At 75.0% G+C, this 24214-nt stretch carries 24 protein-coding genes; 17 read left to right on the forward strand and 7 right to left on the reverse strand.

Annotated elements, in window-relative coordinates:
- Nucleotides 1-19 precede the first annotated feature (19 nt).
- Entirely contained in the window at nucleotides 20-610 is a 591-nt protein-coding gene (locus JE024_RS28415; protein WP_205376830.1) for a helix-turn-helix domain-containing protein, read from the forward strand.
- 4 nt (nucleotides 611-614) lie between these two features.
- Nucleotides 615-1349: a helical backbone metal receptor gene (locus JE024_RS28420; protein ID WP_205376831.1), complete on the forward strand. Its 735-nt coding sequence runs from the start codon at nucleotides 615-617 to the stop codon at nucleotides 1347-1349.
- On the opposite strand, the gene JE024_RS28425 is transcribed toward JE024_RS28420, so the two are convergent.
- Complete coding sequence (locus tag JE024_RS28425; protein ID WP_205376832.1) at nucleotides 1297-2430, reverse strand: TDT family transporter; 1134 nt, start codon at nucleotides 2428-2430, stop codon at nucleotides 1297-1299. The two genes, JE024_RS28420 and JE024_RS28425, sit on opposite strands and share 53 nt — an antisense overlap.
- 70 nt (nucleotides 2431-2500) lie before the next feature.
- Here JE024_RS28425 and JE024_RS28430 point away from each other — a divergent pair, with 70 nt between their 5' ends.
- On the forward strand, nucleotides 2501-3421 hold the full coding sequence (locus JE024_RS28430; protein ID WP_205376833.1) for a LysR family transcriptional regulator: 921 nt from the start codon (nucleotides 2501-2503) through the stop codon (nucleotides 3419-3421).
- 100 nt (nucleotides 3422-3521) lie between these two features.
- On the opposite strand, the gene JE024_RS28435 is transcribed toward JE024_RS28430, so the two are convergent.
- From JE024_RS28435 to JE024_RS28445, 3 genes are all read right to left on the reverse strand, one after another.
- Nucleotides 3522-4211, reverse strand: a complete 690-nt coding sequence (locus JE024_RS28435) for a gamma-glutamyl-gamma-aminobutyrate hydrolase family protein (RefSeq protein WP_205376834.1) — start codon at nucleotides 4209-4211, stop codon at nucleotides 3522-3524.
- A gap of 8 nt (nucleotides 4212-4219) precedes the next feature.
- Nucleotides 4220-5701, reverse strand: a complete 1482-nt coding sequence (eat, locus tag JE024_RS28440; RefSeq protein WP_205376835.1) for an ethanolamine permease — start codon at nucleotides 5699-5701, stop codon at nucleotides 4220-4222.
- Between the two features lie 269 nt (nucleotides 5702-5970).
- Nucleotides 5971-6711 carry a FadR/GntR family transcriptional regulator gene (locus tag JE024_RS28445; protein ID WP_205376836.1) on the reverse strand — a complete coding sequence of 247 codons (741 nt, stop codon included), beginning with the start codon at nucleotides 6709-6711 and terminating at the stop codon, nucleotides 5971-5973.
- A 77-nt stretch (nucleotides 6712-6788) separates the two neighbouring features.
- Between JE024_RS28445 and JE024_RS28450 the strand changes: the two genes are divergently transcribed.
- From JE024_RS28450 to JE024_RS28465, 4 genes are all read left to right on the forward strand, one after another.
- Nucleotides 6789-8153, forward strand: a complete 1365-nt coding sequence (locus JE024_RS28450; protein ID WP_205376837.1) for a glutamine synthetase family protein — start codon at nucleotides 6789-6791, stop codon at nucleotides 8151-8153.
- An 8-nt stretch (nucleotides 8154-8161) separates the two neighbouring features.
- Nucleotides 8162-9532: an aldehyde dehydrogenase family protein gene (locus JE024_RS28455; RefSeq protein WP_205376838.1), complete on the forward strand. Its 1371-nt coding sequence runs from the start codon at nucleotides 8162-8164 to the stop codon at nucleotides 9530-9532.
- Nucleotides 9533-9538: 6 nt separating this feature from the next.
- The gene (locus tag JE024_RS28460; protein ID WP_205376839.1) at nucleotides 9539-10324 is read left to right on the forward strand and encodes a 3-oxoacyl-ACP reductase; all 786 of its coding nucleotides are present in this window, start codon (nucleotides 9539-9541) and stop codon (nucleotides 10322-10324) included.
- A gap of 240 nt (nucleotides 10325-10564) precedes the next feature.
- Nucleotides 10565-11560: a DUF2510 domain-containing protein gene (locus tag JE024_RS28465; RefSeq protein WP_205376840.1), complete on the forward strand. Its 996-nt coding sequence runs from the start codon at nucleotides 10565-10567 to the stop codon at nucleotides 11558-11560.
- A gap of 43 nt (nucleotides 11561-11603) precedes the next feature.
- Here JE024_RS28465 and JE024_RS42150 read toward each other — a convergent pair whose 3' ends face one another.
- Nucleotides 11604-12452, reverse strand: coding sequence for a MarR family transcriptional regulator (locus JE024_RS42150; RefSeq protein ID WP_205376841.1), 849 nt, complete (start codon nucleotides 12450-12452; stop codon nucleotides 11604-11606).
- Between the two features lie 45 nt (nucleotides 12453-12497).
- On the opposite strand from JE024_RS42150, the gene JE024_RS28475 reads away from it, so the two are divergent.
- Both JE024_RS28475 and JE024_RS28480 read left to right on the forward strand, forming a co-directional pair.
- The gene (locus JE024_RS28475) at nucleotides 12498-13544 is read left to right on the forward strand and encodes an EamA family transporter (RefSeq protein ID WP_372449879.1); all 1047 of its coding nucleotides are present in this window, start codon (nucleotides 12498-12500) and stop codon (nucleotides 13542-13544) included.
- The gene (locus JE024_RS28480) at nucleotides 13468-14109 is read left to right on the forward strand and encodes an NAD(P)-dependent oxidoreductase (protein WP_205376842.1); all 642 of its coding nucleotides are present in this window, start codon (nucleotides 13468-13470) and stop codon (nucleotides 14107-14109) included. Before JE024_RS28475 ends, JE024_RS28480 begins: the two co-directional genes overlap by 77 nt.
- A gap of 40 nt (nucleotides 14110-14149) precedes the next feature.
- Here JE024_RS28480 and JE024_RS28485 read toward each other — a convergent pair whose 3' ends face one another.
- Nucleotides 14150-15352, reverse strand: a complete 1203-nt coding sequence (locus tag JE024_RS28485; RefSeq protein WP_205376843.1) for an amino acid deaminase/aldolase — start codon at nucleotides 15350-15352, stop codon at nucleotides 14150-14152.
- Between the two features lie 1130 nt (nucleotides 15353-16482).
- On the opposite strand from JE024_RS28485, the gene JE024_RS28490 reads away from it, so the two are divergent.
- From JE024_RS28490 to JE024_RS28500, 3 genes are all read left to right on the forward strand, one after another.
- Nucleotides 16483-17337: a hypothetical protein gene (locus tag JE024_RS28490; protein ID WP_205376844.1), complete on the forward strand. Its 855-nt coding sequence runs from the start codon at nucleotides 16483-16485 to the stop codon at nucleotides 17335-17337.
- Nucleotides 17334-18557: a type VII secretion-associated serine protease mycosin gene (gene mycP / locus JE024_RS28495; protein ID WP_205376845.1), complete on the forward strand. Its 1224-nt coding sequence runs from the start codon at nucleotides 17334-17336 to the stop codon at nucleotides 18555-18557. The genes JE024_RS28490 and mycP overlap by 4 nt, the downstream gene beginning before the upstream one ends.
- A gap of 380 nt (nucleotides 18558-18937) precedes the next feature.
- On the forward strand, nucleotides 18938-19672 hold the full coding sequence (locus JE024_RS28500) for an SseB family protein (RefSeq protein ID WP_205376846.1): 735 nt from the start codon (nucleotides 18938-18940) through the stop codon (nucleotides 19670-19672).
- Nucleotides 19673-19738: 66 nt separating this feature from the next.
- Here the strand turns inward: JE024_RS28500 and JE024_RS28505 are convergent, their stop codons facing one another.
- Nucleotides 19739-20119 (reverse strand): DUF1844 domain-containing protein, encoded by a 381-nt coding sequence (locus JE024_RS28505; RefSeq protein ID WP_205376847.1) that lies wholly within the window; start codon nucleotides 20117-20119, stop codon nucleotides 19739-19741.
- Nucleotides 20120-20473: 354 nt separating this feature from the next.
- On the opposite strand from JE024_RS28505, the gene infC reads away from it, so the two are divergent.
- The 5 genes from infC (at nucleotide 20474) to JE024_RS28530 (ending at nucleotide 24123) form a co-directional block, all read left to right on the forward strand.
- Nucleotides 20474-21151, forward strand: coding sequence for a translation initiation factor IF-3 (gene infC / locus JE024_RS28510; RefSeq protein WP_205376848.1), 678 nt, complete (start codon nucleotides 20474-20476; stop codon nucleotides 21149-21151).
- A 118-nt stretch (nucleotides 21152-21269) separates the two neighbouring features.
- Entirely contained in the window at nucleotides 21270-21464 is a 195-nt protein-coding gene (rpmI, locus tag JE024_RS28515) for a 50S ribosomal protein L35 (RefSeq protein WP_018848956.1), read from the forward strand.
- A 101-nt stretch (nucleotides 21465-21565) separates the two neighbouring features.
- A complete protein-coding gene (gene rplT / locus JE024_RS28520) occupies nucleotides 21566-21949 on the forward strand; it encodes a 50S ribosomal protein L20 (protein WP_006141703.1) in 384 nt (127 codons plus the stop codon).
- Between the two features lie 112 nt (nucleotides 21950-22061).
- The gene (locus JE024_RS28525; protein ID WP_205376849.1) at nucleotides 22062-22904 is read left to right on the forward strand and encodes a TrmH family RNA methyltransferase; all 843 of its coding nucleotides are present in this window, start codon (nucleotides 22062-22064) and stop codon (nucleotides 22902-22904) included.
- Nucleotides 22905-23001: 97 nt separating this feature from the next.
- Entirely contained in the window at nucleotides 23002-24123 is a 1122-nt protein-coding gene (locus JE024_RS28530; RefSeq protein ID WP_205376850.1) for a sensor histidine kinase, read from the forward strand.
- Nucleotides 24124-24214: the final 91 nt, after the last annotated feature.

Here is a 24214-nt window from a genome sequence, read left to right on the forward strand (position 1 = left end):
GGGGAGGGGAGCCCGCCCGATGGACGCGAAGGACGCGAAGGACGCCAAGGAGAGGGAGGAACCCCTCCGGGTGGGAGCGGCCGTGCGCAAACGCCGCCGGGTCCTGCGGCTGACCCTCGCCGCCGTCGCCGCGCGCAGCGGACTGTCCGTGCCGTTCCTCAGCCAGATCGAGAACGAACGCGCCCGCCCCAGCGACCGCTCCCTCCAGCGGGTCGCCGACGCCCTCGACACCACCGTCGAGGCCCTGCTCGCCGCCTCCGACTCCACCCGGACCGTCGACCTCGTCCGGTCCTGCGACGACGCCCACCCCGGCGGACCGCCCGGGGCCCGCTCCCTGGTGCGCGGCCGCCACCAGCTCCACGCCATGGAACTGTGCGGCGAGCAGGAGAGCGAGGGCGAGTTCCGGCACCGCAACGACGAACTGCTCTACGTCGCCGACGGCGCGGTCGAGGTCGAGGCCGAGGGCCGCGCCCACCGGCTCGGAGCCGGGGACTCCCTCTTCCTCTCCGGCGGCGTACGGCACCGCTGGCGGGCCACCACGTCCGACACCCGGCTGCTGGTCGTCGCGGTCGCCGACCACATCGCCGCCGACCCGGCGCCCCGGAGCTGAGGCCTTGCGCGTCGTCTCGCTCGTCCCGTCCCTGACCGAGGCCGTCGCCGCCGGCGCGCCCGGCCTGCTCGTCGGCGTCACCGACTGGTGCAGCCACCCCGCCGGGCTCGGCGCGGCCCGCATCGGCGGCACCAAGAACCCGGACGTGCCCGCCGTCGTCCGGCTGCGGCCCGATCTGGTGATCGCCAACGAGGAGGAGAACCGCGCCCAGGACCTGGACGCCCTGCGCGCCGCCGGGATCGAGGTGCTGGTCACCGAGGTGCGCACGCTCGACCAGGCCTTTCGCGAGCTGGAGCGGGTCCTGGTCGACGGCTGCGGCCTCGGGCGGCCGGCCTGGCTGGACGAGGCCGAGGCGGCCTGGGCCGCCGTCCGCACGCCGGACCCGGTGCGGGCCGTGATCCCCGTCTGGCGCCGGCCCTGGATGGTCCTCGGCCGCGACACCTTCGCCGGCGACCTCCTCGCCCGCCTCGGCGTCGTCAACGTCTACGCGGACCACGCCGAGCGCTACCCCCGGATCGGCATCGGCGAACTGCGCGGCAGCGGCGCCCGGCTGGTCGTCCTGCCCGACGAGCCCTACGCCTTCGGCCCGGGCGACGGCCCCGAGGCGTTCGCCCCGATGCCCGCCGCCTTCGTCGACGGGCGCTGCCTGACCTGGTACGGCCCGTCCCTGACCGAGGCGCCCGCCGTCATCGGCGCGGCGCTGCGAGCAGTTCTCCCCGCAGCAGACCCCGGACGGTGAGCACCGAGGCGACCGCCCAGGCCGTCACCAGCAGCGCGTACAGCGCCACGGCCAGCCAGGCGTACGCCGTCAGCCCCGTGTGGTGGGCCAGCGTCTGCGAGCCCGTGACGCAGGTCCCCACCGGGAAGGTGAACGCCCACCAGCCCATCGTGAACGGCATCCCGCCGCGGAACGCGCGCACCACCATCGCCCCGGCGAGCGCCAGCCACAGCAGGGCGAAGCCCATCACCGGCACGCCGTAGACGACCGCGAGCGCGCCGAGCCCCTGCGCGTACGGGGCCGGCACCGCCCCGGGCGCCACGTCGGCCAGCTTGTTCACCGCGGTCGTCGACTGCCCGAGCGGCCCGAGCACCAGGAACAGCGCCGGGGTCAGCGCGAGCGGCAGCGGGCCGTGGTGCAGCAGCCGCGCGAAGACCACCGGCAGGATCAGCAGCGTCGCCAGCAGGCTCACGCCGAACAGCGCGTAGCTGGCCAGCAGCAGCGCCTCCCGCCACTGGCCGGCGGGCAGATACGGCACCAGCAGCGGCCCGGAGGACGCGGACACCATCGGCGCGACGACGGGCAGCAGCCACACCGGCGAGGCGCCCCCGGGCGCCACCCGGTGCCGGACCACCATCAGATACGGCACCGCCACGGCCACCACCAGCCCGGTCACCGTGCCGACGGCGAACAGCACCGCCGCCACCACCGGTGCGGCGGACCCGCCGAGCACATCCCGCCCGGGGCCCAGGGCGCCCGCGCCGACGGCGAGCAGCGCCATCGACAGACAGCCGTAGAACGGGGCGACGGCGGGATCGTCGAGATGGGCCCGGGCCCGGTCCCGGTGGCGCGTCCAGTGGACCGCGCGGGCCGCGAGGACCACCGCCAGCAGCAGCGCGGCCAGCGCCCAGACGCCCGCGGCCGCCGGGCGCAGCACGGCCGGCCCGCCGGCGAAGGCGCCGCCCGCGGTGCCCACGATCGCCGTCCCCATGACGGGGGCGTACCAGTTGGGGCCGAGATGACGGACGGAGAACCTCGCGGTCCGGGGGGTCTCCCCGGGCAGGGCGAGCGGAGGTGCGACGGGCTGGACGGCGGTGACCATGGGCCCACTGTCCCGCCGGGGCACGGCACCCACCAGGGATCATGCCCCTATCACCCCATAAGCTGGTCTTATGACCGACGAGGAGCGCGTGCCGCTCGCCCACCGCGTACCCGACCTCGGGGCGCTCGAACTGCTGCTCGCCGTGGCCCGCCACGGCAGCCTCGGGCGCGCGGCCCGGGAGATGGGCGTCACCCAGCCCGCGGCGAGCAGCCGGGTGCGCTCCATGGAGCGCCAGCTCGGGGTCGCCCTCGTCGAGCGCTCGCCCCGCGGATCGCGGCTCACCGAGGCCGGTTCGCTGGTCACGGACTGGGCCCGGCGGATCGTCGAGGCGGCGGAGGCGTTCGACGCCGGCGCGCAGGCGCTGCGGGGCCGGCGCGACTCCCGGCTGCGGGTCGCCGCCAGCATGACCATCGCCGAGTACCTGCTGCCCGGCTGGCTGATCGCGCTGCGCGCCGACCGGCCGGGCACCGCCGTCTCCCTGCTCGCGGGCAACTCGGCGGCCGTCGCCGACCGGCTGCTCTCGGGGGAGGCCGACCTCGGCTTCGTGGAGGGCCTCGCCGTGCCGGAGGGCCTCGACGGCACCGTCATCGGCCACGACCGCCTCGTCGTCGTCGCCGCGCCCGGCCATCCCTGGGCGCGCCGCCGCCGGTCGCCGCTGACGGCCGAGGAACTGGCCGCCGCCCCCCTGGTGCTGCGCGAACGCGGTTCCGGCACCCGCCAGGTCCTGGACTCCGCGCTCTCCGCCTACGGAGGTCTCGCGGAACCGCTGCTCGAACTGGCCTCCACGACGGCGGTGAAGGCGGCGGCGGTGAGCGGCGCGGGCCCCGCGGTGCTCAGCGAACTCGCCGTCACCGAGGAGCTCGCCTCCCGCCGGCTGGCCGGCATCCCGGTGGCCGGCATCCGCCTCGACCGCGACCTCCGCGCCGTCTGGCCCCACGGTCAGCGCCCCACCGGCCCGGCCCGCGACCTGCTGGGGCTGACCCGGGGCTGACGGCTCCTGCCGGGGCTCGCAGGGGCCCGCCGGGCTCCCGGGCGTCACCCGAGTCCCTCGGCGTCACCCCCGGGCGGCCGGGCCCCGGGGCTCCCCGGCGTCACCCCCGGGCGGCCGTCACCAGGCCCTCCATCACCCGGGTGTCGGCGCCCATCTCCGGGTGCCACTGCACCCCGACCACCCACGCTCCGCCGGTGCCGGTCTCCAGGGCCTCCACCGTCCCGTCCTCCGTGTGCGCGCCCGCCGTCAGGCCGTCGCCGAGGACGTCCACCGCCTGGTGGTGGTAGGTCGGCACGGACGTGGCCTCCGGCACGAGGGCCGCGTACCGGGTGCCCGGCACCGGCTTGACCAGGTGCTCGCCGAACACCCCGGTGTCCGGCCCGAGATGACCGTCGAGGTGCTGCCGCAGCGAGCCCCCGAGCGCCACGTTGAGCAGCTCCATGCCGCGGCAGATGCCGAGCAGCGGCGTCCCGGACGCCAGCGCCGCCCGGATCAGCGCCAGTTCCCAGGCGTCCCGTTCAGGGGCGGGCGGCCCGGTGCGCGGGTCGCGTTCCGCGCCGTAGAGCGACGGGTCGACGTCCGGCCCGCCGGCCACGACCAGCGCGTCGAGCCGGGAGACGACGGCCGCGGCGCGGCCCGGCTCGTCCGGCGGGAGCATCGCGGCCAGGCCCCCGGCCGCCTGCACCAGACGCGGATAGCCGGCCGGCAGCAGCGCGGCGGGCAGATCCCACACGCCCCAGCGGGCGGACGCCTCCAGATAGGTGCTGACTCCGACGAGCGGCGCGGTCATGACGGTCCTCATCCCTTGCGTTCCAGCTCGGCCTCGGCGGCCGCCAGCGCCGCGAACTCCTCCTCCGGGGCGCGTGCCACCAGCCGGTGCCGACTGTAGAAGGCGAAGTAGGCGAGGGCCACGGCGTACACGGCGAGCGCGGTGAACGCGGCCTCCCTGTCCACCAGGAACGTGGCCACCAGCGCCGACAGCGCGAGGACGAAGGCGACCGACGAGGTGACCACCCCGCCCGGTGTCCGGTACGGACGCGGGAGCTCCGGCTCGCGGCGGCGGAGCACGATGTGGGAGAGGGCCATCAGCGCGTAGCTGATGGTCGCGCCGAAGACGGCGATGTTCAGCATCCGGGCGCCGTTCCCGGTGCCCGCCGCCAGCGCGAACCCGATGGCGCCGGGTATCAGCAGGCCGAGGTACGGCGACTTGCGACGGCTGGTGAGGGAGAGGAAGCGCGGCAGGTACCCGGCCCGCGAGAGCGCGAAGAGCTGGCGCGAGCCCGCGTAGATCAGCGAGAAGAAGGAGGCCACGAGGCCCGCGAGCCCCGCGTAGTTGACGAAGCGGCTGAGCGCCGTCGGGTCCCCGTCGCCCTGGAGCGCCACCACCAGCGGGTTGCCCGCCTCCTGGATCGCGGCCGAGCCGCGCGCGCCGCTGGCGGCGAAGAAGGTGAGGATCGCGAGCAGCACCAGCACGCCCATGGAGATCGCCAGCGCCCGGGGCATCGACCGCACCGGGTCCTTGGCCTCCTCGGCGGCGAGCGGCACCCCCTCGACCCCGAGGAAGAACCACATCCCGAACGGGAAGGCGGCCCAGATCCCCAGCAGCCCGAACGGCAGCCAGGAGGAGGAGCCGAACGCCTCCGCGTCCACCGGGATGTCGTCGAGCGAGCCTCCGTCGAACTCGGTGAAGGCGCCCACCGCGAAGATCAGCAGCGCGGCGACGGCGATGGCGGTGACGACCAGGCTGAAGCGCAGGGCCTCGCCCACGCCCCACAGGTGGATGCCGATGAAGACGGCGAAGCAGGCCAGGTAGACCGGCCACCCCGACTCCAGGCCGAACAGGCCGAGGGACTCGACGTAGTCGCCGATGAAGATGGAGATGGCGGCGGGGGCCAGGATGTACTCGATCAGGATGGCCGTGCCCGTCAGGAAGCCGCCCCAGGTGCCCAGGGCCCGGCGGGCGAAGCCGTAGCCGCCGCCGGCCGTCGGCAGGATCGCGGACAGCTCCGCGAGCGCGAAGACCAGGCAGGCGTACATCGCGCCCATCAGCAGGGTGGCGACGGCCAGGCCGCCGAAACCGCCCTTGGAGAGCCCGATGTTCCAGCCGGAGAAGTCGCCGGAGACGACGTACGCGACGCCGAGCCCCGTCAGCAGCAGCCAGCCGGCGCTGCCCCTGCGCAGGGTGCGGCGGTCCAGATAGGCGTCGCCCTGCGGGGAGTCCGCGGCGGACGAGGGGGTGGGGCCGGAGGGGGAGGGGCGCGATGTGGTGCCTTCAGCCATGGGGTCGCTCCTGGCTCAGGTCAAAGGTTTGTGCGGACACCTTTGCGGCAGCGCGGCGGCTGCGCAAGCCCTGTGCGTAAACCCGGTGTTACGGGTGCCGCCGCCTCGCCGCGCCTTCGCCGCCCCGCCGCGCGCCGCCCTGCCTTCGTGCGCCGCGCGCTCCGCCGCCTCGGTCGCCCCTGCCTTCCGCGCGCCGCCCCGCCGTGACCGGACCGCGGTGACCGCCCCCGTGACCGGACCGCGGTCTGCGAGTCACCCTGCCCCGGATCTCAGGCCAGGAACCCGCGCAGCAGCGCGGCCGTCCCCTCGCAGTGCTCGCGCATCACCTCGCGCGCCGCCTCCGCGTCCCCGTCCAGCACCGCCTCCACCAGCGCCGTGTGCTGGTGCTGGGAGTGTTCGAGGTTGCGCACCAGCAGCGGGATGCAGTCGAGCAGGTCGTTGAGCGTGGCCCGGACCGCCGCGTAGCGGGCGGTCAGCGAGGGGGAGCCGGACAGCTCGGCCAGGGTCAGATGCAGCAGGGTGTCCTGCTTGCGGTAGTCCGTGAGCGGCGCGTCCTTCGTCGCCGCGAGCGCCGAGCGCAGCCGGTCCGCGCCGGGCCCGGTGAGCCCGTGGGCGGCGCAGAGCCCGGCCGCGCCCGTCTCCAGCACCTCGCGGAAGCGCAGGGTGTCCTCCACGTCGACCCCGGCGACCCGGCGGCGCAGCTCGTCCTCGCCGTGGCCGCCGGGGCGGGGCAGCACAAACGTTCCGCCGTAGCGGCCGCGCCGGCTCTCCACCAGCCCCTGGTCGGCGAGCACCTTGAGGACCTCCCGCAGGGTGACCCGGCTGATGCCCATCCGCTCGGCCAGCTCCCGCTCCGCGGGCAGCCGTTCGCCGCCGGAGACCAGCCCGAGCCGCAGCAACTGGAGGATCTGCTCCAGCGCCTCCTCGAAGCCGTTCCCCGCGCGGACCGGCCGCAGCACCGGAGTCAGCCGGTCCGCGGACCCGTTCGCCGTCCCAGCCGTCTTCGCCACCTCGCGTTTCCCCTTCCCAAGCAATGGTCTCCAGTAATACCTTATGGCTCCCGGCTGGCCCTAGGAGGAGTGATCCCGTGGCAGACCGCACACCCCCGCTCTCGCTCGACGACCTGCGGGCCGAGGTCCAGCGGGGCGAGATCGACACCGTCGTCCTGGCCTTTCCCGACATGCAGGGCCGCCTCCAGGGGAAGCGGTTCGCCGCGCCGTTCTTCCTCGACGAGGTCGCCGAGCACGGCACGGAGGGCTGCAACTACCTCCTCGCCGTGGACACCGAGATGAACACCGTCGAGGGCTACGACATGTCGTCCTGGGACCGCGGCTACGGCGACTTCGCCATGCACCCCGATCCCACCACGCTGCGCCGGATCCCCTGGCACCAGGGCACCGCGCTGCTGATGGCCGACCTCGCCTGGCACGACGGCTCGCCCGTCGTCGCCGCGCCCCGCCAGATCCTGCGCCGCCAGCTCGACCGCCTCGCGGAACGCGGCTGGACCGCGCAGGTGGGCACCGAGCTGGAGTTCATCGTCTTCAAGGACACCTACGAGCAGGCCTGGGACCGCGACTACCGGGGCCTGACACCGGCCAACCAGTACAACATCGACTACTCCGTCCTCGGCACCGGCCGCATCGAGCCCCTGCTGCGCCGCATCCGCAACGAGATGGCGGGCGCGGGGCTCACCGTCGAGTCCGCCAAGGGCGAGTGCAACCCCGGCCAGCACGAGATCGTCTTCCGCTACGACGAGGCCCTGGTCACCTGCGACCAGCACGCCCTCTACAAGACGGGCGCCAAGGAGATCGCCGCCCAGGAGGGCGTCTCGCTCACCTTCATGGCCAAGTACAACGAGCGCGAGGGCAACTCCTGCCACATCCATCTGTCCCTCGTCGACGCCGACGGACGGAACGTGATGGCGGGCGACGGCCCCGGCGGCATGTCCCCCGTGATGCGCCACTTCCTCGCCGGCCAGCTCGCCGCCCTGCGCGACTTCTCGCTCCTCTACGCCCCCCACATCAACTCCTACAAGCGCTTCCAGCCCGGCTCGTTCGCGCCGACGGCCGTCGCCTGGGGCCACGACAACCGCACCTGCTCCCTGCGCGTCGTCGGCCACGGCCGCTCGCTGCGCTTCGAGAACCGGCTGCCGGGCGGCGACGTCAACCCGTACCTCGCCGTCGCCGGCCTGGTCGCCGCGGGCCTGCACGGCGTCGAGCAGGAACTCGAACCGCCCGAGGCCTGCACCGGCAACGCCTACACCGCCGACTACGCGCACGTCCCCACCACCCTCCGCGAGGCCGCCGAGCTCTGGGAGAACAGTCCCGTCGCCAAGGCCGCCTTCGGGGACGAGGTCGTCGCCCACTACCTCAACATGGCGCGCGTCGAACTCGCCGCCTTCGACGCCGCCGTCACCGACTGGGAGCTGCGCCGCTCCTTCGAACGCATGTGAGGACGCACGTGTCAGAGCCGTACGCACTCGACGTACTGAACCCGGCCACCGAGGAGGTCGTCGCCACCGTCCCCGGTGCCACCGCCGCCGACGTGGACGCGGCCGTCGCCCGCGCCGCGGCCGCCCAGCGGACCTGGGCGGCCGCCGCGCCCGCCGACCGCGCCCGGCTGCTGCGCCGCTTCGCCGGTGTGGTCGACGCCCGCATCCCGGAACTGGCCGCCCTGGAGGTCAGGGAGGCCGGCCACACCATCGGCAACGCCCGCTGGGAGGCGGGCAACGTCCGCGACCTGCTGGAGTACTCCGCCGGGGGAGTGGAGCGCCTGACGGGCCGCCAGATCCCGGTGCCCGGCGGTATCGACATCACCCTGCTGGAGCCGCTCGGCGTCGTCGGCGTCATCGCGCCGTGGAACTTCCCCCTGCCGATCGCCGCCTGGGGCGCGGCCCCCGCGCTCGCCGCGGGGAACGCCGTGATCCTGAAGCCGGCCGAGACCACCCCGCTGACCGCGCTGCGGCTCGCCGAGCTGGCCCTGGAGGCCGGGCTCCCCGAACACCTCCTCCAGGTGCTGCCCGGCCGCGGGGACGTCGCGGGCGAGGCCCTGGTGCGGCACCCCGGCGTGGCCAAGATCGTGTTCACCGGATCCACCCGGACCGGGAAGCGGATCATGTCCCTCGCCGCCGGACAGGTGAAGCGGGTCACCCTCGAACTCGGCGGCAAGAGTCCCAACATCGTCTTCGCCGACGCCGATCTGGAGCGGGCGGCCGCCGCGGCCCCCATGTCCTTCCTGGACAACAGCGGCCAGGACTGCTGCGCCCGGACGAGGATCCTCGTCCAGCGCTCCGTCCACGACCGGTTCCTCGACCTGCTCGCGCCGGCCGTCACCTCGGTGACCGTGGGCGACCCGGCCGACGAGCGGACGGACATGGGGCCGCTGATCTCCAAGGTCCAGCTCGAACGGGTGCGTTCCTACGTGCCCGACGGCGCCGAGGGCATCCGCGGCACCGCCCCCGCCGGCCCCGGCTTCTGGTTCCCGCCGACCGTGCTGACCGGCCTGTCCGCCGACGCGCCCGCCGCGTGCGAGGAGATCTTCGGCCCGGTCGCCGTCGTCCTGCCCTTCGACGACGAGGCGGACGCCGTACGGCTGGCCAACGCCACCGAGTACGGCCTCGCGGGCTCCATCTGGACCCGCGACGTGGGCCGCGCGCTGCGGGTCTCCGGGGCCGTCGCCGCCGGCAACCTCTCCGTCAACTCGCACTCCAGCGTCCGCTACTGGACCCCCTTCGGCGGCTACAAGCAGTCAGGGCTCGGCCGGGAACTGGGCCCCGACGCCCTCACCGCCTTCACCGAGACCAAGAACGTCTTCCTCAGCACGGAGGTCTGAGCACCCATGACCGATGAGACCCCCATCTGCCGCCGCCTGGTCGGCCGCACCGCAGTCGTCACCGGCGCCGGCAGCGGCATCGGCCTCGCCACCGTGCGCAGGCTCGCCTCGGAGGGAGCCCATGTCGTCTGCGGCGACATCGACGAGACGGCGGGCAAGGCGGCCGCCGACGAGGCCGGCGGGACCTTCGTCCGCGTCGACGTCACCGACGCCGACCAGGTGGAGGCGCTGTTCCGGACGGCGTACGAGACCTACGGCAGCGTCGACATCGCCTTCAACAACGCGGGCATCTCGCCCCCGGACGACGACTCGATCCTGGACACCGGCCTGGAGGCGTGGAAGCGCGTCCAGGAGGTCAACCTGACCTCGGTCTACCTGTGCTGCAAGGCCGCCATCCCCTACATGCGGCGCCAGGGCCGGGGCTCGATCATCAACACGGCCTCGTTCGTCGCCCGGATGGGAGCGGCGACGTCGCAGATCTCCTACACCGCGTCCAAGGGCGGCGTCCTCGCGATGTCCCGGGAACTGGGCGTGCAGTTCGCCCGCGAGGGCATCCGGGTCAACGCCCTCTGCCCGGGGCCGGTGGACACCCCGCTGCTGCGCGAGCTGTTCGCCACGGACCCCGAACGCGCCGCCCGCCGGCTGGTGCACATCCCCGTCGGACGCTTCGCCGACGCGACGGAGATCGCCGCCGCGGTGGCGTTCCTGGCCAGCGACGACTCCTCGTTCGTCAACGCCACGGACTTCCTGGTGGACGGCGGGATCTCCGGGGCGTACGTCACGCCGCTCTAAGGGCTGTCCCGCAATCCCCGGCGGGGCGCGCGACGACAGCTACGGCACCTCGCCGCGTTGTCGAATGGCCCGAATACGCCCAGTACGAGGACGACTCTCCGCCTTGCGATGCCTCCCCTGCGCCCTGCGGGCCCGGGGAGGCCCCATGCGTCTGACGCCGCACGCTGATCCACCGGGCATTGCGGGACAGCCCTGAGGCGGGGCCGGTGGCGCGGCAGTGCCGCGCATAGGCTGGGCCGCATGAGCATGACGACCCCGCCCGGCTGGTATCCGGACCCCCACGCCCCGGGCGCGGAACGATGGTGGGACGGCACGGCCTGGACGGCCCACACCCGGGCGGTCCAGGTTCCGGTGGCTCCGACGGCTCCGGTCGCGCCGACGGCTCCGACGCCCGGCTTCGGGCCGCCCACCGTGCCGTTGCACCGGTCGGCCGCGGGGCCCGCCGCGCCTGGCGGCGGTGGCGGTCGCGGCCGGCGGATCGTGGCGCTGTCCGCGGCGGCCGTCGTGCTGGTCGCCGCCGTGGTCACCGGCACCGTCCTGCTCGGCAAGGACGACGACCCGGCGCCGCCGGACGCCGCACCCGGGAGTCCGACCGTCGCCGCGTCCGCCACCGAGGAGCCCGGCCCCTCGCCCGGGAAGAGCGAGGAGGCCGATCCCGGGCGGCTGACGGACCAGCTCAACGGCATCAGCCTGCCCATCCCGGACGGCTGGACCGAATCCGACCGCGCGCTCGGCTCCGGCGCCACCATGTACACGGACGTCACCTACGACTGCCCCGGCGGCGGGTCACCGCTCTGCCGTCACGGCCAGGTCACCTCGGTCACCGCCGATCTGTCCGGGGCGACGGGCGGCGCCGCGACCGCCAGGTCCGTGGCGGAGAAGGACATCGGGAAGGCGGCGGACGCCGCCTACGACGAGGACGCGCTCGGCAACCGCACCCACGGCGGCATCACCTCGCACAGGGTCGTCAAGGCGCAGAACGTCGCGGTCGCCGGCCGGGCCGGCTATCTGGTGCGCTGGAAGGTGGTCACCGGGGCCGGCCCCGGCGGGTACGTGCAGTCGCTGGTGTTCCCCTCGACCGCCGGGACCGGGGCGCTGGTGGTCGTGCGCTTCGCCTTCGACGCGGGGCCGGACGGCCCGGACCTCGCGGAGATGGACCGGATCACGGCGGGGATCCGGGCGATCGGGGGCGACGCGACGAGCGGCGGCGTCGGCAGCAGCATCGGCCCGGACTGACCGGGCCCGTCCGCGCGGCGGCGGAAGCGGGCCGCCTTCGCCGTCACTCTGCGAGCGCCCGGTAGAGCGAGGCGACCGACGGCGGCCTGCCCGCGTTCTTCCCGGTGCGGATGGTCAGCCGGGTGGCGATCTCGGCGACCGGCACGCCCTGGGCGCGCAGCTCCCGGGCGCGGGCGAGCATCTCCTCGTCGACGACCTTCGGCCGCCCGCCGGCCGGGCCCCCGGCGCGGCCGTGCCCGGCGTACTCCGCGCCCACCGACGGCGCGCGGTAGTCCTCCGCCGGACTTTCGCAGAACTCATTCTCAGAACCCTCGGCGGGGGTGCCGTCCGGGATCCCCGCCCCGCCGCCCGGGAACCCCCGGCCGGCCGGCTCGCCGCGGCCGGGGACGAGTTCTTCGGGGACGGTGTCGCCGAGGGACTCCAGCAGATCGCGCAGCAGCCCGGCGAGCGCCCCGAGATCGGCCCCGGAGAGCCCTGCCAGCACCCGGTTCTCGGTGGCGAGGTGGTCCGGCAGGGTGCGGTCGACGAGGGCGAGCCCCTCCTCGGTCAGCGAGACGTGGACGACCCGGCCGTCCGACTCGCTCGGGGTGCGGGTCACCAGACCGCGCGCCTGGAGCCGGTCCAGGCGCTGGGTGATGGCCCCGGAAGTGACCATCGCCGCCCGCATCAGCTCCGCCGGGGTGAGGCGGTGCTCCGGGCCGCTGCGCCGCAGCGTGGCCAGCACGTCGAACGACGCGGAGTCCAGTCCGTGCGCGGCGAACGTCTTCCCCAGCTCGTTGCCGACCAGGCGCGACACCCGCGACAGCCGGCCGATCACCGCCATCGGCGTCACGTCCAGATCGGGACGCTGCGCGCCCCACTGCCCCAGTACGAGATCCACGTGGTCTGCCATGGGGGCAGCCTAGCCAATCTCTTAGTGTTGAGGTACTTTGGCTTAGTGCTAAGCAACCTGCTGAGAAGCATCCGAGATCACCGGCTGGGCATCGTCGTGCTCACCGCGCTGGCGCCCGCCATCTGGGGCAGCACCTATCTCGTCACGACGGAGCTGCTGCCGCCCGACCGCCCGCTGCTGGCCGCCGTGCTCCGCGCGCTGCCCGCAGGGCTGCTGCTCGTCGCGGTCACCCGGCGCCTGCCGCGGGGGATCTGGTGGTGGCGCGCCCTGCTGCTCGGCGCGCTGAACATAGGCGTGTTCTTCGCGCTGCTCTTCGTCGCCGCCTACCGGCTGCCGGGCGGGGTCGCCGCCACGGTGGGGGCGGTGCAGCCGCTGCTCGCCGCCGGGCTCTCCGCCGCGCTCCTCGGCGACCGGCTCTCCGCTCGCACGGTGGTCGCGGGCACGGCGGGGGTGGCCGGGGTCAGTCTGCTCGTCCTGCGCTCCGAGGCGCGGCTCGACGCGGTCGGCGTGGCCGCCGCCCTCGGCGGCGCCCTGGTGATGGCCACCGGCGTGGTGCTCGCCAAGCGCTGGGCGTCGCCCGCGCCGCTGCTGGCCACCACCGGCTGGCAGCTCGTCGCCGGCGGCCTGCTGCTGCTCCCCGTCGCGCTGCTGGTCGAGGGCCCGCCGCCGGCCGGTCTGACGGCGGTGAACCTCGGCGGCTACGCCTACCTCTCGCTGATCGGCGCCGCCGTGGCCTACGCCCTCTGGTTCCGCGGCATACGGGAACTGCCGCCGACGGCGGTCTCCTTCCTCGGGCTGCTGAGCCCCGTCGTCGCCACCCTCCTCGGCGTGATCGTCGCGGGGGAGCGGCTCAACGCCCTCCAGCTCACCGGCGGAGCCGTCGTCCTCGCCGCCCTCGTGGCGGCGCAGCGCCGGCGCCCGGGGCCCCGCCCCACCGCCGGCCCGATACCCGGCACGGCGCACGACAGCGCCGCCGGCCCACCACCCGACACCGCACAGAACAGAGAGCCCGACCATGCGCATGACCGTCTTCGGAGCAGCCGGCCAGGTGGGACGCAGGACCGTGAGCGAGGCGCTGTCCCGCGGACATGAGGTCACGGCGGTCGTCCGTGACCCGGCCCGCTACGCCTCCGCGCTCCCACCGGGCGCCCGCCGCCGCTCGGGCGACGCCTCGGACCCGGCGGCCGTCGCCCGGCTCTCCCGGGGCCAGGACGTGGTCATCAGCGCGACCCGCCCGGGAGCCGGGCGTGAACAGGAACTGGTCGCCACGGCGGAGGCGCTCCTCGACGGCACGGCGCGCGGCGGTGCCCGCCTCCTGCTCGTCGGCGGCGCGTCCACCCTCACCGTGCCCGGAACCGGGGGCACCGTCGCCGACGCCCCGGACTTCCCCGACGACTGGAGGGCCATAGCGGCCGCGTGCGCCGCCCAGCTCGGCGTCTGCCGTGCGGCACCGCCCGCCGCGGACTGGACTTACCTCAGCCCGCCCGCCCTGCTGGAGCCGGGCAAGCGCACCGGCCTCTACCGCAGCGGCTCCGACACCCTGCTCACCGACCCGGAGGGCCGATCGGTCATCTCCATGGAGGACTTCGCCGTGGCCCTTCTCGACGAGGCCGAACGCCCCCGCCACCGCCGTGCCCGCTTCACGGTCGCCTACTGAGACCGGCTTCCGGGGCGTCCGCGGGCCGGCGGCAGGGCGCTCACAGGTAGGTGCGGCCCTCGCCCCGGTACGTGGGCACGGTGCCGGTCACCCGGTCGCCCTCGATCAGATGGAGTGCGGCGAAGCGCTCGCACAGCTCCCCGGCCTTGGCGTGGCGGAACCAGACCTTGTCCCCGATGAGCAGATCATCGGCGGGCGGCCCGATCAGCGGGGTCTGCACCTCGCCCGCGCCCTCCTGGGGGTCGTAGGCGAGCCCCTCCGGAAGGTAGGGGACGGGCAGCCGGTCCTTGCCGGCCGCGCCCGAGGCGGGATATCCGCCGCCGAGCACGGTCACCGTGCCCACGCCCGGGCGCCGCACCACGGGCTGGGCGAACAGAGCGGCCGGACGGCCGCTGAAGGAGGTGTAGTTGTCGAAGAGACGCGGCACGTACAGCCCGGACCCGGCCGCGATCTCCGTGACGCAGTCCTCGGCGGCCGTGTGCTGCACACTGCCGGTGCCTCCGCCGTTGACGAACTCCAGATCCGGCTCGACCGCGCGCACGGCGCGCACGACCTCCGTCCGCCGGGTGGCGAGCTCCGCCCGCGCCGCGCGCTGCATCAGCCGCACCGCCCGGGACCGCAGCGGCGACCCGGCCACCGAGTCGCCGACCCCGGCGATGTGCCCCTCGTAGGCCATGACGCCCACCAGCCGGAAGCCCGGCCGCCGGGCGATCGAGCGGGCTACGTCGGCCAGTTGGGCGGGCCCGCGCAGCGGGGACCTGCGGGCGCCGATCCGCACCCGGCCGCCCAGCAGGTGCAGCGCGGTGTCCATCTCCAGGCAGACCCGGATCTCCTCCTTGCCGCCCGCCCGCGAGCGGTCGATCAGGTCGAGCTGCGCGACGTCGTCGACCATCACCGTCACCGCGCCGGCCAGCTTGGGGTCCCCGGCGAGCTCGGCGAAGCCCGCGCGGTCGGCGGAGGGATAGGCGAGCAGCACGTCGTCGAAGCCGGCCCGGGCCAGCCACACCGACTCGTCGAGGGTGAACGACATGATCCCGGCGAAGCCGTCCCTGGCGAGCACCCGTTCCAACAGCGCCCGGCAGCGCACGGACTTGCTCGCCACCCGGATCGGCTTGCCGCCGGCACGGCGCACGAGATCGTCGGCGTTGGCGTCGAAGGCGTCGAGATCGACGACGGCCAGGGGAGCGTCCAGATGTGCGGTGGCCTTGTCGTAGCGGGCCCGGTCCGCGGCACGGGGAGTCATGGCCCGAGCTTGCCAGACCTGATTACCCCGGGGTAGTGGATGTTCTGGGCAGATCCCCACGGACCGTCCGCCGTGTGACGGACCGGCCCGGCGCAGCCCGTTAGAGTGACCCGCACGAGCCGGCGAACGCACCTGCCGCGCACGGTGATCCGTGCGGCGGCGGGCGGTGCGCGGTGAGCGGACACGGTAACGGGGGGCAGGATGAGCACGGAGGCGCAGCGCCCTTCGGGCGAGCAGCCCCCGCCCCGCTCCCGGATCTCGGACATGCTCCTCCCCGTCGAGCCGCCCGCCCCGCCCGCGTCCGAGCAGCCCGAAGCGCCCCGGCCGCCCGCTTCCGCGCCCCCGGAGTCCACGCCCGCGCCCGCGGCACGCGTACCGGCCCAGCCCGCCTCCGCGGCCCGCGCGGCGACCTCCCGGAAGCCCGCCGCGCCGCCGGAGCCCGCCGCCGCGCCGCCCACGTCCCCTGACCCCCGGCCGTCGGCATCCACCGCCCCCGCGTCCGCCCCGCGGCCCGCCGCACCGTCCGCACCCGCCACCGCGCCCGCGTCCGCCCCGGATCCCGAGCCCGCCCCGCGCCCGTCCGCGACCGCCCCGGCTCCGGCACCCACGCAGCCGCCCCGCCCTGCGCCCGCGTCGACCGCCCCGGCGGCGCCCACGCGCCCCGCGCGACCGGCCACCCCACGCAGCCTGCCGCGACCACCCCGGCGCGCCCCGCGCAGCCCGCACCCGCCCCGGCAGCGCCCGCACCCGCCGCGCCGCTCCCGTCTGGGAAGCCCACCCCGGGCAGCACCCCCGCCACCGCCCCCACCGCCGGGAGCCCCACCGCCGCGCGCCCCGCCCCCGCGCGCCCCACCTCCACCCCGGGCACGCCCGCGGGCGACGTCGCGCGGAGCGTCCCCGAGACGGAGACGACCACGCGGCTGCGCCCCACCCCGCCCGCGCCGCGCAGCGCGACCTCGGAGAGCCCGGCCGCCCCGGCCCGGCCCTCCGTCCCGCCGGCGCCCCGCGACGAGAGCCCGGCCCCCCGGCCCTCCGTCCCGCCCGGGCGGCGGGATGCCGCTCCCGGCGTGCCTCCGCAGGCGCCGCCCGTCCCGCCCCCGCCGCGGCGCAGGCCCGTCGGGTCCGTCGACATGACGCCGCGGCCCGACGCGCCCCGGCCCCCCGTCCACGCCTGGGCGCCGCCGGAGACCCCGGCCGAGATGACCACCCGGCTGCGGCCCGTCAAGGCCCGCCACCCGGCCCGTACCGCCGGTGCCATCGCCTGCGTCGTCCTCGGCGTCGGCCTGATCGGCGGAGCCGCCGCCGGTACCTGGCTGACCGGGGACGCCGGAGCCGCCGACAGCGAGCGCGCGCGCGACGCCGAGGTGCGCACGCTGTGGCACAGCCTCCCGGTGGACACCCTCTTCCCGCGCACCCTGCGCGGCGACGACGCGGGCCCGGGCGGTGCCGACCGCGTCTGGACCCGTGTCGGCGTCGCCCCCGACTCCGACTGCGCGAGCGCCCTCGACCCGCTGCTCGCCAGGACCATGGAGCAGGTCGGCTGCGTCCGGGTGGTCCGGGCGACCTACACCGACGCCACCGCCAGCAGCGTGACCACCGTCGGCATGGTCTTCACCGAGGCCGAGCGGGACGGCATGCTCGCCCTCCACAACCGGTTCACCACCGAAGGGCTCGGCGACCGCAGGGACCTGATGCCCCGCGCCCTCCCCGCCAAGGGGACCGTCGCCGCCGGGTTCGGCGACGGTCAGCGCGCGAGCTGGACCGTCGACGTCGTGACCGAGGCCCCCGTCGTGGTCTTCGCCGTCTCCGGCTTCGCCGACGGGCGCGAGATCCGCGAGCCGCAGCCCGCGGGCGACGCCACCGCCGACGGCGCCACCACCGCCGCCGCCCAGTCCGGGCTCGGCCACGACACCACCGGCATCGCCGAACGCATCGAACAAGGACTGCGCGCCGCCGCGTCCCGGGCCACGGAGAAGTCGGAATGAGACGCCTGCTGCCCCGCCGCGCCCGCCTCACCGCCGCGCTCCTCGCCACCGCCTTCACGGTCCTGCCCGCCGCGACGCCCGCGCACGCCGACGCGATACGCGCCCAGCAGTGGGGCCTGGAGGCCATGCACACCGAGCAGGCGTGGCAGACGACCAAGGGCAAGGGCATCACCGTCGCGGTGCTCGACACCGGGGTCGACGACCAGCACCCGGACCTCGCCGGCTCGGTGCTGCCCGGCAAGGACCTGATCGGCTTCGGCGCGGGGCGCGGCGACGCGTACTGGGCCCGTCACGGCACCGCGATGGCCGGCATCATCGCCGCCCACGGCCACGGCCCCGGGCGGGAGTCCGGGGTGCTGGGCATCGCGCCCGAGGCGAAGATCCTTCCGGTGCGGGTCATCCTGGAGGGCAAGGACAAGGCCCGTGACCGGGCCCGCAAGTCGCGCGGCACCGCGCTCGCCCAGGGCATCCGCTGGGCGGCCGACCAGGGCGCCGACGTCATCAACCTCTCCCTCGGCGACGACAGCGAGTCCGCCCACCCCGAGCCCGGGGAGGACGCCGCCGTGCAGTACGCCCTCGCCAAGGGCTCCGTCGTCGTGGCCTCCGCGGGCAACGGCGGGGAGAAGGGCGACCGGGTCTCGTACCCGGCCGCCTACCCGGGGGTGATCGCCGTGACCGCGGTCGACCGGTTCGGCACCCACGCGGCCTTCTCCACCCGCCGCTGGTACGCCACGGTCAGCGCCCCCGGGGTGGATGTGGTGATCGCCGACCCGGACCAGAAGTACTACCAGGGCTGGGGCACCAGCGCTGCCGCCGCGTTCGTGTCGGGCGCCGTCGCCCTGGTCCGCTCGGCACACCCCGGCCTGACGCCCGCCCAGATCAAGAAGCTCCTGCGGGACACCGCGCGGGACGCGCCCGAGGGCGGCCGCGACGACACCTACGGTTACGGCTTCGTGGACCCGGCGGCGGCGATCGCCGAGGGCCGCTCGCTGCGCCCCGCGGACCTGGCGGCGGCAGCCGCCGGCTACGACGAGCGCTACTTCGGCACCGGCCCCGATCCGGACCGCGGGGACGGCGACGCGTCGGCCCTGCTCGCCCCGGCCGCCGGCGGACTCGGCATCCTGACCCTGGTGGCGGCGGTCGCCCTGTGGCGCGGCGGCCGCGGCCCGTCCCGTCCCGCCGGCCCCCGCCCCCGCAGCGACCACAACACCTACGCCTGACCGTCTCGGTGGCCCCCGGCCGTGCCCGACGGCCCCGGCGGCCCGCCCGGCCCACATCTGATCGGCCCCGGCGCCCCGCCCCCGCAGCGACCGCAACACCTACGCCTGACCGTCTCGGGTGGCCCCCGGCCCGTGCCTGCCCGGCCCCGGCGGCCCGCCCGGCCCGTGCCTGCCCGGCCCCGGCGCCCCCCCCCCGCAGCGACCACAACACCTACGCCTGACCGCCTCGGGTGGCCCCCGGCCGTGCCCGACGGCCCCGGCGCCCCGCCCGGCCCACGCCTGACCGGCCCCGCCGCCCCGCCCACCCTCCGCCCGCGCACCCCTCCGGCCCCGCCCGGCCCGGGGCCGGAGGGGTGCGGGGCGAGGGCTAGGCTCGACGTGTGGCGCTCAAGAACATCCCGGACCCTGGTTTCTCCGACGACGACGGCACCGCCGACCCCGCCCTGGAGGCGGCGCTCGCCGCCTGGGCGGCGGACGGCACGGCCGAGCAGGCCGTCCTCACCGCGCTGAAGGGCGCGCGTCTCCTCGTCCCCGTCGTCGCCGTGCTCGGCGAGGTCGAGACCGACGAGAACGGGCTGCGCCGCGAGAAGACCAGCGACATGGCCGTCCCCACGCTCACCGCGGGCGGCCGGCGGGCGCTGCCCGCGTTCACCTCGACCGCCTCGCTCGCCCGCTGGGACCCCGAGGCCCGCCCCGTCGCCGTGCCGCTGCACCAGGCGCTCCAGGCGGCCGCCCACGAGAAGGCGGACACCCTCCTGCTGGACCTGGCCGGCCCCGTCCCGTACCAGCTCCGCGGTCCCGCGCTGCTGGCCCTCGCGGAGGGCCGCACCAGCACCGACCCGCTCGCCGACCCGGCGGTCACCGGTGCCGTGCGCGAGACGCTCGCCGCCCACCCGGACGTGCTGCGGGCGCACTTCGTGCCCGGCCGGGACAGCGACGGCACGCTGGCGCTGGTCCTCGCCCCTGACGCGGTCCCCGCGGAGGCGGGCCGCCGGGTCGCCGAGGCGCTGGCGTCCCACGACGTACTGAGGGCCCGCCTGGTGCGGGGACTCGACCTGGCACTGCTGCCGGCCGAGGCCGCCGCTCCGGGCGAGCCCTTGTACGTGCGGAGCTGACGCCGTCCCGGGCCGTCGCGGTCCCGTCCGGGACCGCGGCTCCGGGACCGCGACGGCCCGGACGGTTCAGCCGTAGACCGGTCCGGTGTACTTCTCGCCAGGGCCCTGGCCGGGCTCGTCCGGGACGAGCGACGCCTCGCGGAACGCGAGCTGCAGGGACTTCAGGCCGTCCCGCAGCGGTGCCGCGTGGAACGAGCTGATCTCGGTGGTGCTGGCGTCCAGCAGCCCGGCCAGCGCGTGGACCAGCTTGCGGGCCTCGTCGAGGTCCTTGTGGTCCTCGGCGTCCTCGGTCAGACCGAGCTTGACGGCGGCCGCGCTCATCAGGTTGACCGCGACCGTGACGATCACCTCGACGGCCGGGACCTCGGCGATGTCGCGCGTCATGGCGTCGAAGTCGGGAGATTCCGGCGTTCCGGTGGGTTCATTGGGGGAGGTCGCGTCACTCATGACGCACACGATATGCGCCGCCCGCCCGCGGGCCCGCCCCGGCCGCCGGTTAGCCCCATCCCCCGGGAGCTGCTAACCTTGTGTGACGACCGGCTGGACATCTGTGTGTCCGGCCCACAAGTGGAGGCTCCGATCTCCCACCTGGCCGCCCCTTCCGGGCGGCGGGTCACCGGTCAGGCGGCGCCCATCGTTCCGTACGGACGATGGAAGCCGCCCGATGTGCGCCCCGCGACGACTCGCGGCGGTGTTCCGGTTCGATGGAGCATCCGCCTGTGTCCCGTCCGGGGCATTTTTCGTGTTCCGGTGCGGTTGGTCTGACGAAACAGACGTTACGCGGCTGTCTGCCAGGCAGTCGTGTGGTGCTACCGAGGAGGATCCATCAGCGCCGAGCCCCGCATCAACGACCGGATTCGCGTTCCCGAGGTGCGACTTGTCGGTCCCAGCGGCGAGCAGGTCGGGATTGTTCCGCTTGCCAAGGCCCTGGAGCTTGCGCAGGAGTACGACCTCGACCTCGTCGAGGTCGCGGCGAACGCCCGCCCGCCCGTGTGCAAGCTCATGGACTACGGGAAGTTCAAATACGAGTCGGCCATGAAGGCCCGTGAGGCGCGCAAGAACCAGGCGCACACGGTCATCAAGGAGATGAAGCTCCGGCCGAAGATCGATCCGCACGACTACGACACCAAGAAGGGTCATGTCGTCCGGTTCCTCAAGCAGGGCGACAAGGTCAAGATCACGATCATGTTCCGTGGTCGTGAGCAGTCCCGCCCCGAACTCGGCTTCCGTCTGCTGCAGCGTCTCGCGGCCGACGTCGAGGACCTCGGCTTCATCGAGTCGAACCCGAAGCAGGACGGCCGGAACATGATCATGGTTCTTGGCCCCCACAAGAAGAAGACCGAGGCCATGGCCGAGGCGCGTGAGGCCCAGGCCGCACGCAAGGCCGAACGCCAGGGATCGCCGGACCAGGGCCACGAGGCCCCGGCCGACGCCCCGGCCGAGACCGACGCCCCGGCCGACACACCCTCCGAGGCGTGACCCGAGGGGCCGCCCGGCGGCGGCCCCGGTCGGGCCCGGAACCCCAACCACGATCTGACGCTCCCGCTGTCCGGTGTCCGCACCGGGGGAGCGCCACTGATGAGGAGATAACGGCGCGATGCCGAAGAACAAGACGCACAGCGGTGCCAAGAAGCGCTTCAAGATCACCGGCTCCGGCAAGGTGCTCCGCGAGCGCGCCGGCAAGCGCCACCTGCTCGAGCACAAGTCGTCCCGTCTGACGCGCCGCCTCACCGGCAACGCCGAGATGGCCCCGGGCGACGCCGCGAAGATCAAGAAGCTTCTCGGCAAGTGACGTCATCCGTCCCCGCACGGGGACGGGACGCCGGGACCGGGACCTATTCGTTTCCGGGCCGTGTGATCACCGACCACGGCCCCGCTACAAGGAGTTAACAAGTGGCACGCGTCAAGCGGGCAGTCAACGCCCACAAGAAGCGCCGGGCGATCCTCGAGCAGGCCAGCGGCTACCGCGGTCAGCGTTCGCGCCTGTACCGCAAGGCCAAGGAGCAGGTCACCCACTCCCTGGTCTACAACTACAACGACCGCAAGAAGCGCAAGGGCGACTTCCGTCAGCTGTGGATCCAGCGCATCAACGCCGCTGCCCGCGCCAACGGCATCACCTACAACCGCTTCATCCAGGGTCTGAAGGCCGCCAACGTCGAGGTGGACCGCAAGATCCTCGCCGAGCTCGCGGTCAACGACGCCAACGCGTTCGCGGCTCTCGTCGAGGTCGCCCAGAAGGCGCTTCCGAGCGACGTCAACGCCCCCAAGGCTGCCTGACGCTTCGTCGAGCCGACCGGACCCGCAGGCCGCCCGCCTGCGGGTCCGGCGCGTTTGGCCCCAGCAGCCCCGTGCCCGACCAGCCCGACCAGTGAGAGAGCCCAAGGCGCAGATGCCCACCCCCGAGCTGATCTCCCCGCGCTCCCCCCGAGTGACCGCCGCACGGCGGCTCGCCAAGCGGAACTTCCGCGGCAAGGACCGGCTGTTCATCGCCGAGGGGCCCCAGGCCGTCCGCGAGGCCGTCGCCCACCGCGGTCCCACCGGTGAGCCCACCCTGGTCGAGCTGTTCACCACCGTGGAGGCCGCCGAGCGGTACGACGGCATCGTGCGGGCCGCGCTCGACGCGGGCGCCCGGGTGCACCACGCCTCCGACGCCGTCCTCGCCGAGGTGTCCCAGACCGTCACCCCGCAGGGCCTGGTCGGCGTCTGCCGCTTCCTCGACTCGCCCTTCGAGGACATCCTCGCCGCGGGCCCCCGGCTCGTCGCCGTCCTCGCCAACGTCCGCGACCCCGGGAACGCCGGCACCGTGCTGCGCTGCGCCGATGCCGCCGGAGCCGACGCCGTCGTCCTCACCGACGCCTCCGTCGACCTGTACAACCCCAAGTCCGTGCGGGCCTCGGTCGGTTCCCACTTCCATCTGCCGGTCGCCGTCGGCGTCCCCGTCGAGAAGGCCGTCCAGGGCCTGAAGGACGCCGGGGTGCGCGTGCTGGCCGCCGACGGGGCGGGCGACCACGACCTCGACGACGAACTCGACGGCGGCACCATGGGCGGCCCCACCGCGTGGATCTTCGGCAACGAGGCGTGGGGCCTCCCCGAGGAGACCCGCGCGCTCGCCGACGCCGTGGTGCGGGTGCCCATCCACGGAAAGGCCGAGTCCCTGAACCTGGCGACCGCCGCCGCCGTATGTCTCTACGCCTCGGCGCGGGCACAGCGCGCCGGGCGCGGGACGGCCTGAACGAGACCACTCGCTCAGGGGGTCCGCCACGTCACTTTCAGCTAGTAGTGTGACGGGCTCGGGGCCCACTCGGCAGCGGAGAGGTGGGATACGGGGCATGACCGTGGGGACCAGCACGCCCGGCCGGCCGGCGGAGGCCGGCCCGCGCCGCGCCGGCACCACCGGCGCGTCCGCGATCGACCCCGACGACCTCCCCGACGGGCTGGTCGTCGCCGACGAGAGCGGCCGGGTCGTCTGCTTCAACGAGGCCGCGGCCCGCATCACCGCCGTCGCCCGCGCCGACGCCATCGGCGCACCCCTGGAACACGCCCTGCCGCTGGAGGACCTCAAGGGCCGCCGCTGGTGGACCATGACCGACCCCTACGGCGGGCTCGCCACCCGCACCGGCCAGCCCGAGCGCAATCTGCTGCTGCCCGGCGGCCGGGAGGTCCTCGTCTCCGCACGCTACGTCCGGGACGTGCCCACCGGCCCCGTGCGCCGGCTCGTGGTCAGCCTGCGCGGCACCGAGGCGCGCCGCCGCACCGAGCGCAGCCACGCGGAACTGATCGCCACCGTCGCCCACGAGCTGCGCTCCCCGCTCACCTCGGTGAAGGGCTTCACGGCGACCCTGCTCGCCAAGTGGGAGCGGTTCACCGACGACCAGAAGCGGCTCATGCTGGAGACCGTCGACGCGGACGCCGGCCGGATCTCCCGGCTCATCGCCGAGCTCCTCGACATCTCCCGCATCGACTCCGGCCGGCTGGAGGTGCGCCGCCAGCCCGTGGACATGCCCGCGGCCGTGGCACGCCACGTCCAGGCCCACATCGCCGGCGGCAAGGCGCCCGACCGCTTCGCCGTCCGCATCCGGACCGCACTGCCCGAGCTGTGGGCCGACCCCGACAAGGTCGACCAGGTGCTCGGCAACCTCCTCGAAAATGCGGTGCGCCACGGCGAGGGAACCGTCACCATCGAGGTGGCGCCGGCATCGGCGGACGACGACGAGAAGGGCACGGCGGTCACCGTGAGCGACCAGGGTCCCGGCATCCCCGAGGAGTCGATGGCCCGTGTCTTCACCCGTTTCTGGCGGGGGAGCAAGCGCGGCGGCACCGGCCTGGGCCTGTACATCGTCAAGGGCATCGTCGAGGCGCACGGCGGGACGATCACCGTCGGCCGGGGACCCGGCGGCGGTGCCGAGTTCCGATTTATCCTGCCCGTCGGCACTCCGGCCCACCTCCTCTAGCGAGGGCCGGGCGGCCCACGGGCTCATTCGACACTCCCCACCCCGTTAGACTCGGCCTTTGGCACCTTTGCGTCCTCGGTCGTCCCCGGTC

Source organism: Streptomyces zhihengii (genome assembly GCF_016919245.1).
GTDB lineage: Bacteria > Actinomycetota > Actinomycetes > Streptomycetales > Streptomycetaceae > Streptomyces > Streptomyces zhihengii.

Bases quoted from the DNA above. Each gene is read 5' to 3' on its own strand.
- JE024_RS28415 (WP_205376830.1), top strand. From the start codon at position 20: ATGGACGCGAAGGACGCGAAGGACGCCAAGGAGAGGGAGGAACCCCTC.
- JE024_RS28425 (WP_205376832.1), bottom strand. From the start codon at position 2,430: ATGGTCACCGCCGTCCAGCCCGTCGCACCTCCGCTCGCCCTGCCCGGG.
- JE024_RS28430 (WP_205376833.1), top strand. From the start codon at position 2,501: ATGACCGACGAGGAGCGCGTGCCGCTCGCCCACCGCGTACCCGACCTC.
- JE024_RS28435 (WP_205376834.1), bottom strand. From the start codon at position 4,211: ATGACCGCGCCGCTCGTCGGAGTCAGCACCTATCTGGAGGCGTCCGCC.
- eat (WP_205376835.1), bottom strand. From the start codon at position 5,701: ATGGCTGAAGGCACCACATCGCGCCCCTCCCCCTCCGGCCCCACCCCC.
- JE024_RS28460 (WP_205376839.1), top strand. From the start codon at position 9,539: ATGACCGATGAGACCCCCATCTGCCGCCGCCTGGTCGGCCGCACCGCA.
- JE024_RS28465 (WP_205376840.1), top strand. From the start codon at position 10,565: ATGAGCATGACGACCCCGCCCGGCTGGTATCCGGACCCCCACGCCCCG.
- JE024_RS42150 (WP_205376841.1), bottom strand. From the start codon at position 12,452: ATGGCAGACCACGTGGATCTCGTACTGGGGCAGTGGGGCGCGCAGCGT.
- JE024_RS28480 (WP_205376842.1), top strand. From the start codon at position 13,468: ATGCGCATGACCGTCTTCGGAGCAGCCGGCCAGGTGGGACGCAGGACC.
- JE024_RS28485 (WP_205376843.1), bottom strand. From the start codon at position 15,352: ATGACTCCCCGTGCCGCGGACCGGGCCCGCTACGACAAGGCCACCGCA.
- JE024_RS28490 (WP_205376844.1), top strand. From the start codon at position 16,483: ATGACGCCGCGGCCCGACGCGCCCCGGCCCCCCGTCCACGCCTGGGCG.
- mycP (WP_205376845.1), top strand. From the start codon at position 17,334: ATGAGACGCCTGCTGCCCCGCCGCGCCCGCCTCACCGCCGCGCTCCTC.
- JE024_RS28505 (WP_205376847.1), bottom strand. From the start codon at position 20,119: ATGAGTGACGCGACCTCCCCCAATGAACCCACCGGAACGCCGGAATCT.
- rpmI (WP_018848956.1), top strand. From the start codon at position 21,270: ATGCCGAAGAACAAGACGCACAGCGGTGCCAAGAAGCGCTTCAAGATC.
- JE024_RS28525 (WP_205376849.1), top strand. From the start codon at position 22,062: ATGCCCACCCCCGAGCTGATCTCCCCGCGCTCCCCCCGAGTGACCGCC.
- JE024_RS28530 (WP_205376850.1), top strand. From the start codon at position 23,002: ATGACCGTGGGGACCAGCACGCCCGGCCGGCCGGCGGAGGCCGGCCCG.